Source organism: Aurantimicrobium sp., assembly GCF_036667855.1.
Classification (GTDB): Bacteria; Actinomycetota; Actinomycetes; order Actinomycetales; family Microbacteriaceae; genus Aurantimicrobium.
This window is the reverse complement of sequence record NZ_JAVWTF010000013.1, coordinates 1-16272: the sequence shown is the minus strand read 5'-3', so window position 1 is coordinate 16272 and position 16272 is coordinate 1. Positions and strand designations below refer to the sequence as shown.

16 protein-coding genes are annotated in these 16272 nt (G+C 49.7%); 7 read left to right on the top strand and 9 right to left on the bottom strand.

Going from position 1 to position 16272, the window contains the following annotated elements; genetic code table 11:
• Positions 1-21 precede the first annotated feature (21 nt).
• Positions 22-915, bottom strand: coding sequence for a UTP--glucose-1-phosphate uridylyltransferase GalU (gene galU / locus RR877_RS04405; RefSeq protein WP_332550554.1), 894 nt, complete (start codon positions 913-915; stop codon positions 22-24).
• Between the two features lie 43 nt (positions 916-958).
• Positions 959-1987 (bottom strand): GDP-mannose 4,6-dehydratase, encoded by a 1029-nt coding sequence (gene gmd / locus RR877_RS04400; protein ID WP_332550553.1) that lies wholly within the window; start codon positions 1985-1987, stop codon positions 959-961.
• Between the two features lie 177 nt (positions 1988-2164).
• On the opposite strand from gmd, the gene RR877_RS04395 reads away from it, so the two are divergent.
• From RR877_RS04395 to RR877_RS04385, 3 genes are all read left to right on the top strand, one after another.
• Entirely contained in the window at positions 2165-3115 is a 951-nt protein-coding gene (locus RR877_RS04395) for a GDP-L-fucose synthase (protein WP_332550552.1), read from the top strand.
• Between the two features lie 150 nt (positions 3116-3265).
• Positions 3266-6949 (top strand): multifunctional oxoglutarate decarboxylase/oxoglutarate dehydrogenase thiamine pyrophosphate-binding subunit/dihydrolipoyllysine-residue succinyltransferase subunit, encoded by a 3684-nt coding sequence (locus RR877_RS04390; protein ID WP_332550551.1) that lies wholly within the window; start codon positions 3266-3268, stop codon positions 6947-6949.
• Between the two features lie 16 nt (positions 6950-6965).
• Entirely contained in the window at positions 6966-7661 is a 696-nt protein-coding gene (locus RR877_RS04385; protein WP_332550592.1) for a WbqC family protein, read from the top strand.
• A 41-nt stretch (positions 7662-7702) separates the two neighbouring features.
• On the opposite strand, the gene RR877_RS04380 is transcribed toward RR877_RS04385, so the two are convergent.
• From RR877_RS04380 to RR877_RS04365, 4 genes are read right to left on the bottom strand one after another with little or no spacing between them, the layout of a single operon-like run.
• Entirely contained in the window at positions 7703-8644 is a 942-nt protein-coding gene (locus RR877_RS04380; protein ID WP_332550550.1) for a glycosyltransferase family 2 protein, read from the bottom strand.
• A gap of 16 nt (positions 8645-8660) precedes the next feature.
• On the bottom strand, positions 8661-9086 hold the full coding sequence (locus tag RR877_RS04375; protein ID WP_332550549.1) for a GtrA family protein: 426 nt from the start codon (positions 9084-9086) through the stop codon (positions 8661-8663).
• Between the two features lie 9 nt (positions 9087-9095).
• Positions 9096-9335 carry a zf-HC2 domain-containing protein gene (locus tag RR877_RS04370; protein WP_332550548.1) on the bottom strand — a complete coding sequence of 80 codons (240 nt, stop codon included), beginning with the start codon at positions 9333-9335 and terminating at the stop codon, positions 9096-9098.
• Complete coding sequence (locus RR877_RS04365; protein ID WP_332550547.1) at positions 9335-9910, bottom strand: sigma-70 family RNA polymerase sigma factor; 576 nt, start codon at positions 9908-9910, stop codon at positions 9335-9337. The genes RR877_RS04370 and RR877_RS04365 overlap by 1 nt, the downstream gene beginning before the upstream one ends.
• A gap of 90 nt (positions 9911-10000) precedes the next feature.
• On the opposite strand from RR877_RS04365, the gene aroA reads away from it, so the two are divergent.
• Together aroA and rsgA are read left to right on the top strand one after the other, a co-directional pair.
• Positions 10001-11380 (top strand): 3-phosphoshikimate 1-carboxyvinyltransferase, encoded by a 1380-nt coding sequence (gene aroA, locus RR877_RS04360; protein ID WP_332618783.1) that lies wholly within the window; start codon positions 10001-10003, stop codon positions 11378-11380.
• Positions 11377-12408, top strand: coding sequence for a ribosome small subunit-dependent GTPase A (gene rsgA, locus RR877_RS04355; protein WP_332550545.1), 1032 nt, complete (start codon positions 11377-11379; stop codon positions 12406-12408). The genes aroA and rsgA overlap by 4 nt, the downstream gene beginning before the upstream one ends.
• Here rsgA and RR877_RS04350 read toward each other — a convergent pair.
• Entirely contained in the window at positions 12405-13799 is a 1395-nt protein-coding gene (locus RR877_RS04350) for a sugar nucleotide-binding protein (protein ID WP_332550544.1), read from the bottom strand. The two genes, rsgA and RR877_RS04350, sit on opposite strands and share 4 nt — an antisense overlap.
• Positions 13799-14797, bottom strand: coding sequence for a dTDP-glucose 4,6-dehydratase (gene rfbB, locus RR877_RS04345; protein WP_332550543.1), 999 nt, complete (start codon positions 14795-14797; stop codon positions 13799-13801). The genes RR877_RS04350 and rfbB overlap by 1 nt, the downstream gene beginning before the upstream one ends.
• 93 nt (positions 14798-14890) lie before the next feature.
• On the opposite strand from rfbB, the gene bcp reads away from it, so the two are divergent.
• Positions 14891-15361 carry a thioredoxin-dependent thiol peroxidase gene (gene bcp / locus RR877_RS04340; protein ID WP_332550542.1) on the top strand — a complete coding sequence of 157 codons (471 nt, stop codon included), beginning with the start codon at positions 14891-14893 and terminating at the stop codon, positions 15359-15361.
• Positions 15362-15364: 3 nt separating this feature from the next.
• On the opposite strand, the gene RR877_RS04335 is transcribed toward bcp, so the two are convergent.
• Positions 15365-15859: a hypothetical protein gene (locus RR877_RS04335; protein WP_332550541.1), complete on the bottom strand. Its 495-nt coding sequence runs from the start codon at positions 15857-15859 to the stop codon at positions 15365-15367.
• Positions 15860-16009: 150 nt separating this feature from the next.
• Between RR877_RS04335 and RR877_RS04330 the strand changes: the two genes are divergently transcribed.
• Entirely contained in the window at positions 16010-16258 is a 249-nt protein-coding gene (locus RR877_RS04330; RefSeq protein WP_096380259.1) for a WhiB family transcriptional regulator, read from the top strand.
• Positions 16259-16272 lie beyond the last annotated feature (14 nt).

The following is a 16272-nucleotide window of genomic DNA, read 5'->3' as shown; positions in this document are numbered from 1 at the left end:
AGCCTCAGAAGCCGATTTGATTTACAGTTTTGAGCTGTATTCTTTGAGCCATTCTCGGAAATCAGAACCAATGTCATCTCGTTCCAGAGCAAGCTCGACAGTTGCCTGAAGGAAAGTCAACTGATTTCCCATATCTAGCCTCCGCCCGCGCAGAACTACACCGAGTACCGGTTTTTCTTGTTCAGTGTTTTTAGATAATTCGTTTAAAGCATCAGTGAGCTGGATCTCGCCGCCTACTCCAGGCTTGAGGTTATCAATCACATCAAAAATTTCGGGTTGGAGTACGTAACGACCAACAACAGCAAATCGAGATGGGGCAGTTTCTTGGGCAGGTTTTTCTACCAGCGACGTAATTCGAACGACATCAGCGTCCTCAGCAGGAAACCCTTCAATCGTCGCAATGCCATACTTATGGACCTCACTGAGGGGAACTTCCAAAAGCGCTACGACGGTTGCGCGATATTTCTCGGCAATTGCAATCATGCGGGCAAGGAAACTTTCATCTCCCTGAACAATTTCATCGCCCAGCAGCAGAGCAAATGGTTCGTTGGCTACAAAAGCTCGAGCTTTTGAAACTGCATGGCCAAGACCCAAAGCATCACCCTGTCGAACATAATGAATGTCAGCAAGTTCGGTAGATTCAGCAACCGCATTGAGCTTTGCTGAATCTCCTTTTTGTTCTAGGCGAGTCTCCAACTCAAAAGCACGATCGAAGTGATTTTCTACAGCGTGCTTATTACGACCAGTGACCATCAGAATGTGAGGAACATCTGCCTCCACAGCTTCTTCAACCACATATTGGATGACCGGTTTATCAACAACAGGGAGCATTTCTTTAGGCATAGCTTTTGTTGCAGGAAGAAATCTCGTCCCTAATCCCGCAACAGGTATCACTGCTTTTGTTACTTTGCCCATACGTTGAATTCCCCTAATTCAGCAAACACATTCGACAAACAACTTACTTTTTGACGACAGTGTCGATGTACGGCTTGCCCTCAGCTTCTAAAGCTTTAATGTCTGAATCAACCATGATTTGAGCTAATTCAGGGGTGAGCACCTTGGGCTCCCAACCTAATGCCGTACGTGCACGGGTCGAATCGCCAACGAGTGCATCGACTTCAGTTGGACGAAGGTAACGCTCGTCAAACTTTACGTACTTTTCCCAGTCAAGTCCGACGTGCTCGAATGAGAGCTGCAAGAAATCGCGAACGGTGTAATCAGTTCCTGTTGCAACAACGTAATCATCAGGTTGATCATGCTGAAGCATCATCCACATAGCTTCGACATATTCAGGAGCGTAGCCCCAGTCGCGAATGGCATCGAGGTTACCCATGAAGAGCTCATCCTGCACGCCTGCTTTAATGCGTGCAACTGCTCTCGTAATTTTGCGAGTAACGAACGTTTCACCACGACGTGGCGATTCGTGGTTGAACAGAATGCCGTTGACGGCAAACATTCCGTATCCCTCGCGATAGTTGCGGGTAACCCAGTAGGAATAGAGCTTTGCCGCACCATAGGGAGAGCGTGGGTAGAACAAAGTTTCTTCGTTCTGTGGAGGCGGTGTGGCGCCAAACATTTCAGAGCTAGAAGCCTGGTAATAACGGCACTGTAAACCAACCATTCGAATTGCTTCGAGCAAACGAATCGATCCCAGACCAGTCGAGTTTCCGGTGTATTCAGGCTCATCAAAACTTACGCGTACGTGAGACTGCGCTGCAAGATTGTAAACCTCGTCAGGCTGAATCGATTCAAGCAGAGTAACCAATCGTGATCCATCACTCAAGTCACCGTAGTGCAGGAATAGGCGGGTACCAGCAATGTGTGGGTCGTTATAGAGGTGATCTATACGGGAGGTGTTGAAAGTAGATGCGCGACGAATGATGCCGTGTACTTCATAGCCCTTCTCAAGGAGAAGCTCAGCTAAGTAACTACCGTCTTGTCCTGTGATACCGGTAATTAGGGCGCGCTTTGGGCGAGCTTGACTCATGGCTTAGTCCTCATCTTGATTGGAGAAGGGGTTATGAATACGTTTTGATTCCCCGGATTTCTTACACCATAAGCCTACTGCAGGCTCATTCTCCATGAGTTATTACCTGCCTCAATTTGAAACTCTCTGTTCAAAGTTAGAATCGTTACTAACCTTTGAATCGAACAGGGACCCCAGATGAAGTTAGCCAAAGATTCGCTTATTTATGTCGCAGGACATCGCGGACTTGCAGGAAGCGCCATTTGGCGTCAACTCGAAAAACAAGGTTTCACCAATCTCATCGGCAAAACTTCTTCTGAGCTGGACCTCACGAATAGAGATGCCGTTTTTGCTTTCTTTGCAGAAACCAAGCCTCACGCCGTCATAGATGCAGCTGCGAAAGTTGGTGGCATCCATGCCAACAACACCTACCCAGCTGATTTCTTAAGTCAAAACCTCCAAATTCAAGTCAACATCATGGACGCGGCGAACTCCGTTGGAGTTGAGCACCTTCTTTTCTTGGGTTCTTCTTGTATTTACCCCAAGTTTGCCGAGCAACCAATCCGTGAGGATTCTCTACTGACTGGTGCGTTAGAGGCAACAAATGACGCCTATGCCATTGCGAAAATTGCAGGAATTATGCAGGTGCAGGCCTCACGTCGCCAATACGGCCGTCATTGGATTTCTGCTATGCCAACTAATTTGTATGGCCCCGGGGATAATTTCCATCCAGATAATTCACACGTACTTCCTGCCTTAACGCGACGCATCCACGAAGCCAAGGTGTCAAATCAACCTGAAGTTATTATTTGGGGCTCAGGTACACCGCGTCGAGAATTCCTTCATGTCGATGATCTTGCGAGTGCACTGGTATTCCTCCTCGAAAATTATGATTCTCCAGAAACCATCAATGTGGGTGTTGGTGAAGATGTTTCTATACGTGAACTTGCTGAACTTGTAGCTTCTGTAGTTGGCTACACAGGAAAACTCACTCAGGACACATCAAAACCTGACGGTACCCCCCGCAAACTTCTCGATGTCTCAAGGTTAACTTCTCTAGGGTGGAAGGCTCAGATTGGTCTCGAAGAAGGAATTCGTGAGACATACGAGTGGTACTTGCAACACCTCGATTCGCTCAGATCCAAATAAGCATTAAATATTCTTCGCAATGGGCTGACCGACCCCACACAGTTGACTGCGTGACTAAGTAATAGGTTTAGGCTTGTTACCGGACCTCATTGGTGTTAACACCACACTTAGACCAATCAAACAATCAACGGAGAGTGGGCGACTTTAGCTGTGTCGAACCAGACGGAGAATGGCGGAGCAGCCGAAGAATTCGGCGCTAATGAATGGATGGTCGAAGAGCTCTACGAGCGCTTCGTCGTAGACAAGAACTCGGTTGATCCCACCTGGTGGCCAACTTTAGAGAAATACGCGGCCAAGTCAGGGTTTACTGCCCCCGCAGCCGCTACCCCGACAGCTCCAGCACCGACCAGCGCTTCGACCGGTACTGAAACCCAGCCCGTTGCCACAACCACTTCGCGCCCAGCTCAGGCAGCTCCCATTCCTGCCGATGCTCCTGTCATCTCTCAAGACTTCACAGCAGCTGAATCCGAAGAGCAAGACATCGTCACCGTTCTCAAGGGAATGCCAAAAACTCTCGCAGCAAACATGGATCAGTCCCTCACTGTTCCCACAGCTACGAGTGTTCGAGCTATCCCCGCCAAACTCCTGATAGATAACCGCATTGTTATCAATAATCACCTCAAGCGCACACGTGGTGGCAAGGTTTCATTCACCCACATCATTGGCTGGGCACTTGTTCAGGCACTCAAAGCTTTCCCCAGCCAGAACGTTTTCTACGAAGAAACCGATGGTAAGCCAACGATGGTTTCTCCTGCACACGTGACACTTGGTCTTGCAGTGGATGTCCCCAAGGCAGACGGCACACGTGCTCTCATGGTTCCTGGAATCAAGCGTGCTGACACCATGACTTTTGGTGAGTTCTTAGCTGCCTATGAAGACCTCGTGGTCAAAGCTCGCAACAACAAGCTTGCTGCTGATGACTTCAAAGGAATCACTGTTTCGCTGACAAACCCTGGTGGGATTGGAACCGTTCACTCGGTTCCTCGCCTCATGAAAGGCCAAGGTTGCATCATTGGTGCAGGTGCACTGGATTACCCTGCCGAGTTCCAGGGTGCAAGCGAAGAAACTTTAGTTGATCTTGCTGTGAGCAAGGTGCTGACGCTGACCAGCACCTATGACCACCGGGTCATCCAGGGTGCGGGTTCAGGTGAATTCCTCAAGATTGTGCACGAGCTGCTTATCGGTCAACGGAATTTCTACGAAGACATTTTTGCAGCATTAAGAATTCCCTATGTGCCCATTCACTGGGGTACCGATGTCAGCGTGAATCTCGGTTCAGCAATAGATAAGACCGCCCGTGTACAGGAGCTCATTAACGCCTACCGCGTTCGTGGTCACCTCATGGCTGACATTGATCCGCTTGAGTACAAGCAGCGCTCACACCCAGACCTCGAAATCGAGAGCCATGGGCTCACCTTCTGGGACCTTGACCGTGAATTTGTAACCGGTGGCATTGGCGGTACCCGCACGGCACCGCTACGCAAGATTTTGGGTATCCTTCGAGATTCCTACTGCCGCACTGTTGGCCTTGAATACATGCACATTCAAGACCCCGAACAGCGCAGGTGGATTCAAGAAAAGGTCGAACGTCCCTACGAGAAGCCTGGCCACGATGAGCAGATGCGCATCTTGGGCAAGCTCAACGAGGCAGAAGCCTTCGAGACCTTCCTCCAGACCAAGTACGTGGGGCAGAAACGCTTCAGCCTCGAAGGTGGCGAGTCCGTTATTCCTCTGCTGGATGAAATCCTGCAGGATGCAGCCACTGCTGAGCTCGATGGCGTGGGCATTGGTATGGCTCACCGTGGTCGTCTCAATGTTCTGACCAACATCGCAGGTAAGACCTACGGTCAAATCTTCCGGGAGTTCGAAGGCACCCAGGACCCCAAGAGCGTTCAGGGCTCCGGAGATGTGAAGTACCACCTTGGCACAGAGGGAATCTTTACTTCCGCAGAAGGAAAGACCATACCCGTCTCCCTCGCAGCAAACCCCTCTCACCTTGAGACAGTGAACTCAGTTCTGCAGGGAATCGTCCGAGCCAAACAGGACCTCAAGCCGATTGGAACATTTACTACCCTTCCCGTGTTGATTCACGGTGACGCAGCCATGGCTGGTCAGGGTGTTGTTCTTGAAGGCCTGCAGATGTCTCAGCTGCGCGGATACCGAATTGGTGGAACCGTTCACATTGTGATCAACAACCAGGTTGGTTTCACTACTCTGCCCGAGGCATCACGCACTTCTGTCTATGCAACTGATGTCGCTAAGACCATTCAGGCTCCCATTTGGCACGTCAACGGGGATGACCCCGAAGCAGTGGCTCGTGTTGGTCGCTTGGCATTTGAATTCCGCCAGCGCTTCAACAAAGACGTCGTTATTGACCTCGTCTGCTACCGTCGCCGCGGCCACAACGAGGGTGACGATCCTTCGATGACGCAGCCACTGATGTACAACCTGATTGAGGCAAAGCGTTCAGTTCGTCGTCTCTACACCGAAGCACTTGTTGGTCGTGGTGACATCACTCAGGATGAGTTTGACAAGGCTCAGGCAGACTTCCAAGGTCAGCTCGAGACGGCATTTGCTGAGACTCACGCTGCACAAACTGGAACTATGTCCACGGTTGGAGCTAACGACACCGTCACTGGTGGCGCATTGCTCAGCAACGAAGTCTTGACTCCAGCAACCACTGGTGTAGATATTTCCGTCATTCACCGCATTGGTGACGCCTTTAACAATGTCCCCGAAGGTTTCACGGTTCACAACAAACTTCAGCAGTTACTTGCCAAGCGCTTAGAAATGAGCCGTAATGGCGATATCGACTGGGGCTTTGGTGAGCTTCTGGCATTCGGATCGATTCTGCTTGAAGGAAAGCCCGTTCGTCTGACCGGACAGGATGTGCGCCGTGGAACCTTTGTTCAACGTCACGCTGTGTTCCACGACCGCGTCAACGGCCAGGAATGGTTGCCACTTCTCAACCTCAGCGAAAATCAGGGACGTTTCTGGATCTATGACTCACTCCTGAGCGAGTATGCGGTGCTTGGTTATGAGTATGGCTACTCCGTTCAGCGTGAAGATGCACTCGTCATGTGGGAAGCACAGTTCGGTGACTTCGCTGACGGTGCACAAACCGTCATTGACGAATACATTTCTGCTTCAGAGCAGAAATGGGGACAGCGCTCCTCTGTCGTTATGCTGTTGCCTCACGGTTACGAAGGTCAGGGTCCAGACCACTCGTCTGCACGAATTGAGCGCTTCTTGCAGCTGTGTGCTGAGGACAACATGATTGTGGCACGCCCTTCCACACCTGCGTCCTACTTCCACCTGCTTCGCCGCCAGGCATATTCACAACCTCGCAAGCCTCTGATTGTGTTTACTCCTAAGGCGATGCTCCGCCTACGTGGCGCATCGAGCAACGTTGAAGACTTCACCAGCGGAGTATTCGAACCAGTTCTTGATGACCCCCGCCAGCTTGACCGCACTGCAGTCAAACGCGTGATTCTCACAGCTGGTAAGCCTTACCATGACCTCGTTGCCGAGTTAGAGAAGGCACCAAACCCAGCTATTGCCGTAGTGCGCCTCGAGCAGTACTACCCAGCTCCTATGCAACAGCTCAACGAAATTCTTGCGACCTACCCCAACGCTGAGTTGGTCTGGTACCAGGATGAACCTGCAAACCAGGGTGCATGGCCGTTCATGCTTCTTGAAGTCTCCCCCAAGCTCGAAGGACGTGTGATTCGCAACGTTTCTCGCCCTTCCTCTGCTTCTCCTGCTGTGGGTTCAGCAAAACGTCACGCAGTAGAGGCAGCCGAGATTCTTGCACGGGCTTTGGATCTGAATTAATTCAGGTTGAAAGAGCATCACCATTAAGAAAGTTGCCATACTCCAGTCCAACTACATTCCGTGGAAGGGCTATTTCGACATCATTAATTCAGTGGATGAATTTGTCATATACGACGATGTTCAGTTCACAAAAAATGATTGGCGCAATAGAAATCAAATCATGACTCCACAGGGAAAGTCATGGCTAACAGTTCCGGTTAAACATCAAACCGGACAATTGATTTATGAAGTAGAAGTCAGCGATCCAGAATGGCAAAGTAAGCACTGGGAACGGCTGAAACAGAACTACTCAAAAGCTCCATTTTTCAAAGATTTTCGTGAACCTTTTGAATCTTTTTACCGCGGAGAAAAGATTCACAATCTCAGCTTGGCTAATCTCAAACTAATTAGCGCTGTGAATATCACTCTAGGAATTTCAACCAATATTTCTGACTCACGTCAGTATCGGAGAGATTTGGCGCCCTCCGAGAGATTATTGACGATTCTGAAATCACTGGGCGGAACTGAATATCTTTCCGGTCCTGCGGCTAAATCCTATTTAGACGAATCAATATTTATTGAAGAAGGAATCAAAGTTTCCTTCATGAATTATGAGAATTATCCGACGTATTCTCAACTGTCTCAAGAGTTTGCTCATGACGTCACAATTCTTGATGTGTTATTCAATTGCGGCCCGGAAGCTAGGGCTCAATTGAAGAGTTTCACGCTGTAGGCGAGGCGCCCTGGAGAAGGTTTTTACACCTCAGAGAGGTCTCAGGACTTCTGTGAAGACACCGAGCGAATATTGTAAGGTGGCTGGCCAATCTGTTTCATAAATATTCTGCCCAGATACTCGCCCAGAACGCCCATCGAAAACAATTGGACTCCGCCAAAGAACGCGATAAGAATCGCAATCGTTGTGAAACCTTCTGTTGATATCCCCTGGGCGAAATACATCACAAGGGTATAAACACCAAAAATCAGGGCCAGAAGCGACGAAATCGCACCTACCCAAGTAGCTAATTTCAGAGGGAAAGTACTAAAACCGAGAACGACATTCATCATGTACTTCGAGAGCGAAATGAGGTTATATCCGGACGACCCGGTTTCCCTTAGCTTCATGTCGACAGGACAAGTCGAAATACGCTTTGTCCCCCAGGAAAGCACTACGTCAACGCTGACTACTGGACTCTGAACATTATTAAATAATGGAACAAGTTCTCGGGTGAATGCACGAAAAGCACTGATGTCCCCTCCATGAGTTACACCTAGGGTTTTAAACATCGCTTTCGCTAATCGAGAGGACAAAGACCTGACAAACCCATGCTCTTCACGAGTTGAAACACCATAAATCACATCAGCATTCTTGCTTTCTAACGATGCAATCATCGCCGGGATGTCTTCAGGAGAATGCTGAAGATCGTCATCCATAGTGATAATAATGTCGCCTGTTGAAGCTGTGATGCCGGCTAAAAGGGCGTTGTGTTGGCCGAAATTACGTGAAAGTTCTATTACTTCTAGGAATGGGGTTTCAGCCTGAAGTTCTCTTGCAACATTTGCAGTTTCGTCTGGGCTACCGTCTATGACAAAAATGTATTCACATCTCTGAATAATTCCAGAATGAACCAAGTTTTGTGTCACTACATCAAGTCGCTGAACCAACGTAGCTAACGTCAGCGCTGACCTGTAGCACGGCACAACAATTGAGAGCATCATGAGATAAGCCTAAAGACTATTCGCCCTTTGGCTTTGCAAATGAAAAATATTTGTGACCGAAATAACTAAACACTGTCGAAAAGAAGACAATGACCGTTTGAGCAATTGAGGGTTGCCACTGTAGGCCAGATACAAGTATGGGAAGAGCAATCGCATTTGCTAAAAAAGGCACTGTGTATACGGATGCGAACCTAACAAAGTCCCTCACGATATTCCCGTGAGCTTTGAATACTACCCATCTGTAAAGAAAAAAACTTGTCACTAAAATCACTGCGAAGGTAATCAACAGTACAAAGAAATAGCCAATTTTCGATCCGAAATAAAACTCTAAAAGGTAAAAGAAAAACAAGCCAAAGATCGTATTGAAGCCGCCCACTGCCAAAAAACGGAAGCGTTCGTCCGCAATCACCGCTTTGAGGCTTTTACGGGAAAAATGGCTCACAAACTGAATCTAGTGCCTTTGCATACTCCGTAGCTTGAGCAGTACTTCCATCTTCAAATCTTCTGGAGCCGTCTCTTCGCAGGCACGCTTAACAGCCTCAGTCAAAACAACGCCAACACGGTGTTCATCGGAACAGTCAACACAGTTCTCCATATGTGCACGGATATCTGCTGCATCTTCACTACACAATTCGTTGTGAAGGTATTCTTCAAGGTCCTTCTTGGCCTTCTCGCAACCGCAATCACCCATTACTTGCCCTTTCCAATACCTTGCTCATGTGCATAGTCCATTAATTGTTCTCTGAGGAGCTTTCTTCCTCTGTGAAGTCTGCTCATGACCGTTCCTGTGGGTGTATCCATAATGTCTGCAACCTCTTGATAGGAATAACCCTCAACATCCACCAAATACACGGCTGCTCTAAAGTCTTCTGGGAGTGCTTGCAACGCATCTTTTATTGCACTGGCGGGTAAATGATCAATCGCTTCTGCTTCAGCAGAACGGCTCGATGTTGCCGTTCTGCTTTCAGCTTCTCCCAGTTGCCAGTCTTCTAACTCTTCCAATGGCGCATAGAAGGGCTGGTTTTGCTGCTTGCGGTATTGGTTGATGTAAGTGTTCTCAAGAATACGGTGAAGCCAGGCCTTGATGTTTGTTCCTTGCTGGAACTGATCAAAGGCAGCAAAGGCCTTGAGATAGGTTTCCTGCACCAAATCATTGGCGTCTACGCGGTTACCTGTCTTACGCATGGCATGCGCATAGAGCTTGTCAATGTGCTCCATTGCCTGTTCTTCAAACAGTGCGCTTTTGGCAGAGGGTGCAGTAGTCATCTGATGTAAGCCTACGCCTGCTCTCTCTAACGTGGCGGAACCAGCCATAAGCGCCCACTCCTCTGCTAAATCCTCGATAACCTAGAACAGATGTTGACCTCTCCTTATTCCCGTCCTGAATTTGACCCCTACGGGTCAAATGACGTCCCCGACGTCGATTCACTGCACTGGAAGGCGCCTCTTGCTGTCCAACCTGTAACTGGAGAGCTTCAAATCCCGGGTTCTAAGTCCTTAACTAACCGCGAACTTGTCCTAGCCGCACTGGCAGACGGCCCCTCCACGATCAAGCGGCCTCTTCATTCTCGCGATAGTCGACTCATGATCGAGGCACTCAAGTCTTTGGGCACTGACATCACTGAAGTTCCCGGAGAAGGATCATTCGGACCTGACTGGCAGATCACTCCTAATGAACTGATTGGTTCCACCACCATTGATTGCGGACTTGCGGGAACTGTCATGCGCTTTATGCCCCCTGTTGCTTCGTTAACGCTGGGCCCCACAACTTTTGATGGCGACGAGGGTGCTCGTCGCCGTCCGATGGCAACCACAATTTCTTCTCTCCGCGCATTAGGTGTGGATGTTGCAGATGAAGGCCGTGGGAGCTTGCCGTTCACTGTTCATGGAACGGGCACTGTCACTGGTGGCGCATTGACTATTGATGCATCGAGTTCGAGCCAGTTCGTTTCTGGTTTGTTGCTTTCAGCAGCTCGATTCGAGAACGGACTTGATCTCACTCATTCCGGGGAACGGCTCCCGAGCCTCCCCCATATCGAGATGACCATCGAAGTACTTCGTGCACGTGGTGTCGAGGTTGACAGCCCTGAAGTTGGCCGTTGGATCGTCAAGCCAAGCCCCATATCTGCCATAGATGTTCAAATTGAGCCAGATCTTTCTAATGCAGCACCATTCTTGGCCGCTGCAGTTTTAACCGGCGGATCCGTCACCATTTCTGGGTGGCCAGCTGAGACAACTCAAGTTGGCAATGACTTATTAGAGATCCTTCCGCTTTTTGGTGCAACTGTTTCTCGTGATGGTGACAAAGTAACTGTCACAGGAATGAGTGACGAAGCGGGTATCCCCGTTGTTCAGGGCATCACACTGGATCTCACTACAGGTGGTGAACTTGCTCCCGCAATCGTGGCAATTGCGGCACTGGCTTCTACCCCCAGCACCATCACGGGAATTGGTCACATTCGCCACCACGAGACAGACCGTTTAGCAGCACTTGCTAATGAAATTAACAAACTTGGTGGCAAAATTACTGAGCTCGAAGATGGACTCCAGATTGAACCTGCTCAGCTTCATGGCGGGGTGTGGTTGAGCTACGAAGACCACCGCATGGCCACCTCAGGAGCCATCATTGGCCTAGTCGTGGCTGGCGTAGAGGTTGAAAACATAGGCACAACTTCGAAGACACTGCCTGAATTCCCTGAACTCTGGTCTGCACTTGTGGAGTCTTCTAACTCATGAGTTGGTGGTCTGCAAACTCTGACGAGAACTCACTCGGTGAGCAATACGACGAGTCAGACATTCGGATTCGTCCGAACCCCAAAGCAAATAAGCCACGTACCAAAAACCGCCCCGACCACGCGGAGGCCGTCACCGGAATGGTGACCGGCGTTGACCGTGGTCGATATACAGCTCTCATCAATGGGATTTCCGTTACCTGTTCCAGAGCTCGAGAACTCAGCAAGAACGCCATTGTTATCGGTGACTTCGTCAACGTCGTTGGCGATGTCACTGGTGAACCCGGCAGCCTTGCGCGCATAGTTCGCGTTGACCCCAGAAGCACCATTCTTCGCCGAAGTGCAGATGACACAGACGCGGTGGAACGCGTGATTGTTGCTAACGCAGACCAGCTACTGATTGTGATTGCCGCCGCAAACCCAGAACCTCGGGTTCGTTTGGTTGATCGCTATCTTGTTGCCGCTTTTGATGCAGGTATCAAGCCGCTCATTGTCATCACGAAATGCGATACCCATGACCCTTCAGAGTTCCTGGCTAACTTTGCCGGGCTTGATGTTCTTATATTCCGAAGTGGCACTGACCAGGTTCCTCTTGAGGAACTCCAGCAGGCACTTGCAGGTCACACAACGGTGGCTGTGGGACACTCCGGCGTGGGGAAGTCCACGCTGGTCAACGTGCTTGTTCCGGCCGCACACCGCGCCACAGGCCACGTCAATGAAGTGACGGGCCGAGGTCGTCACACATCGAGCTCTAGCATTTGCTTCAAACTTGAGACCCCTTTTGGAAACGGCTGGATTATTGACACTCCGGGCGTGAGATCTTTCGGCCTAGGACATGTGAACCCTGACAATATCTTGGGTTCATTCAGCGACCTCACTGAAATTGCGGAGCGATGCCCCAGAGGATGCTCTCACCTAGCAGATGCACCGGATTGTGCACTCAATGAAGCTCAAGAAGCTGGCGAACTCGGCAATGCCGGCGCAACCAGACTGGACTCACTCCACCGCCTACTTGCGACATTCAAAGATTAAGCCAGATACTCCCGTAGTCTGACTTCCCAACTTGCTGGGATAAAACCAGTTGATTTGATCTTAGAAAGATCCAACATGCTCCACAGAGGCCTTGGAGCAATGCCCTCTTTCCCTGCAAAATACTCTTCGGTTGTAACTCCGGTGACATCGGCAGGATTGTGTCCGATGAGTTCATACACCTGTGCTGCAATATCTGCCCAGCTTGATGCTGGACCTTCGTTGCTGAGGTTGTATGTTCCATAGGCAGGCTTCGAGCTGAGTAAGTGTTGGATTCCAGCCGCGAGATCTTGGGTGAAAGTTAAACGCCCAATTTGGTTGTTCACCACTGATGGTTTAATCCCCCGCTCAGCGAGTAAAACCATGGTGCGGACAAAATTATTTCCTTCACCAATAACCCAGCTTGTTCGAACAATGTAGTGCTGAGGTACGGTTGCGACAAGAGCATCTGCAGCAGCTTTTGTTTGTCCGTAAACACCCAACGGACTGAAATCTTCATCTTCTTCATACAGTGAAGTTGATGTTCCATCAAACACGTAATCGCTCGAGACATGAACCATCGTGAGCCTGTTTTGCGCGCAAACCTGAGCGAGCCAGCCCACTGAAGTGACGTTCGCCTGCCAAGCAGCCTTTCTGCCTTCTGAAGTCTCTGCAGCGTCGACCGCTGTGTAAGCGGAGGCATTAATTACGGTCGAATATTGCTTCCACGGAAAATTTTTGTATAAAGCATGGTCAGTGATGTCAAACTCAGCACGTGTCACAAAGTCAGCATCTGGCATGACTTTTCGGAGTGCTAAACCAAGCTGACCATTTGCTCCCAGAACCAAGGTCTTTTTGGGTTTCATTGGGATTACAGCATCAATGCGAGGGTGAGTTGCGTCTTTCTCTGAGAGAAGTGCGTTTTCGAGAGGGATCGGCCACGGTATTGCGACGGTTTCGTCTGCCAAATTAAGGTATGTGTACTCAACATCCTGAGTCCAATGGTCGTTGACCAAATAAAGATAAGTTGTGTCAGATTCTAAGGTTTGAAAAGAGTTTGCAACTCCCCGCGGGACAAAAACTGCCATCGACGCATCCAGCTCAGAAGTGAATACTTCCCCGAAGGTTTCACCTTCACGGAGATCCACCCATGCTCCGAAAATTTTGCCACTTGCCAGAGAAACAAATTTGTCCCATGGCTCTGCGTGAATCCCCCTGGTCACACCGATCTCATCATTGAATGAAATATTATTTTGGACCGGCCCAATGTCTGGCATGCCTGCAGCAACCATTTTTTCTCGTTGCCAGTTCTCCTTGAACCAGCCCCGAGGATCTTGATGTACAGGGAGGTTCAAAATCAAAAGACCAGGAATGTTTGTCTCCTGGATAGATAGTTCTTTACTGAACTCAATCATTACTGTCCTTTAGAAGCATAGAAAGCCTCGGTTGCATCCTTTGAAGGGGCCCACCACGCTTCGTTTGCTTTGTACCAATCAATGGTTGCCGCAATACCTGACTCGAAGTCTGCGTGGGTTGGCTTCCAGCCGAGCTCCGTCCGGAGCTTGGCAGAATCAATGGCGTAACGCAGGTCGTGTCCTGGGCGGTCTGTGACGTGGTCATATGCGTCAGCTGGCTGCCCCATGGAAGTGAGGATCAGCTCTACGACATCTTTGTTGTTCTTTTCTCCGTCAGAACCAATGAGGTAAGTCTCACCGAGCAAGCCCTTGTCCACAATGGTCATGACTGCGCTTGAGTGGTCGTCAGCGTGGATCCAGTCTCGTACGTTCTCTCCTGCACCATAGAGTTTGGGGCGAACACCACGGATCACATTCGTGATCTGGCGAGGAATGAACTTCTCAACGTGCTGGTATGGCCCGTAGTTGTTCGAGCAGTTCGAAATTGTTGCTCGAACACCGAAAGAACGAACCCAGGCACGAACTAAAAGGTCGCTGCCAGCTTTAGTCGAAGAATATGGGCTCGATGGGTTGTAAGGAGTGGATTCACTGAAGCGTTCAGGATCATCCAACTCAAGGTCACCATAAACCTCATCCGTTGAGATGTGGTGGAGTCTGGTGTCATACTTTCGCGCTGCTTCCAGGAGCGTGTAAGTGCCAATGATGTTGGTTTCAAGGAATGGACGCGGGTTATCCAATGAATTGTCATTGTGTGACTCAGCAGCGTAATGAACGACGGTGTCGTTCTTGCTGAAAAGCTCGTCTACAAGCTCCGCGTCACGAATATCCCCGTGGACAAAAGTGAATCTATTTGTAGGAAGATCGACCAGTGATGCCTTGTTACCGGCATAGGTCAAGGAGTCAAGAACCGTGACCTCGTGGTCAGTGTTTTCCATGAGGTAGTGCACAAAGTTTGAGCCGATGAAGCCTGCTCCACCTGTCACGAGAATTTTGTTCACCTAAACACCTCAAAACGCCATTCTGAATAAGTCATCAGTTTATCTGGCTGGGAACAATTAGCAGGGTTTACCCTGCAGCAATAACCTGTACTTATGACATCACGCCTTGAAACTGGACAACTTGCGCCTTCGTTTACCCTTCCAGACCAGAATGTCAACCCGGTAAGTCTTTCTGACTACGCCGGTAAGAAGATCATCCTGTATTTCTACCCTGCCGCGTCGACCCCCGGTTGCACTAAGCAGGCATGTGACTTCCGCGACAGCTTGGCTTCCCTCGCAGCATCCGGCTACGTCGTGCTCGGTGTTTCCAAGGATGCCCCGGCCAAACTCAAGAAGTTTGAAACCAACGAAAGCCTCACTTTCCCCCTTCTAAGCGACCCCGAGCTCAAGGTACACAATGCCTACGCAACTTACGGTGAGAAGTCAATGTATGGAAAGACGGTGATGGGCGTCATCCGCTCAACATTCGTCATTGACGAAGCAGGAAAGATTGAACTTCCCCTCTACAACGTGAAAGCTACAGGTCACGTTGCGAGCCTCAAGGGCAAGCTGGGTCTGGCCTAGAAACTATTTCTCTGCTGTCATCGCAGCGATGACAGGTCGGGTGAAAAGCAGAATTGCTGTACCCACAGCAAAGAATATGAGTAGCCAACCCACTGGTTGCCATGCTTGAATCCCCTGAATAAATGATGTCGCGACAGCAAATTGCAGGATTTGCCACGTCACAATTGCCCCTCGAGTCCACGAGATTGCTCTAAAGGCCGCAATTGCTGTAGCAAAAAGGCCAATAGCGATAACTAATGTGATGGCAAAGATCACAATCGCGCCAGAAAGATTCTCTGGAGTTTCTAGAAAGATTCTGCTCAGAAAATAGAATGCGCCAGCGGTAACCAGCAATGCTTCGATGCTCACGAGCGCACCTAGCAACATAACCAATGGACTTCGACGCATCTGCTCGTGACCGTTTCTTCCCGAGTTTGTGGGGTTTTGAGGCGTATTTTCGGTCATATCCAGCATTTCTTTGAAAAAAGTCTTGACCTTAACTTGAAGGCGTGTAACCATTATCTAAGTCGATAAGCCCCTACGTCGTTGTGGGCAAGTAAATATTCGCTCTGAATATTGTTTGGGACTGGCTCTCGACACGCATTCGTTAATTAGTCCGAATGCATCTTCACTTGGTTTTTCCCATGCCCGCAAACAAGGAGTATCCCCATGGATTGGCGTAACGACGCAGCTTGCCTCACGGTAGACCCAGAGCTGTTCTTCCCAGTAGGTAACACCGGCCCCGCTGTCGACCAGATCGACAAGGCAAAGGTTGTCTGCTCTCGCTGCACCGTCACCGAGATGTGCCTTCAGTACGCTCTCGAGACCGGTCAGGACTCCGGCGTATGGGGCGGCCTCAGCGAAGACGAGCGTCGCGCTCTCAAGCGTCGCGCAGCACGTGCACGTCGCGCTAGCTAATTGTACTGACCAGG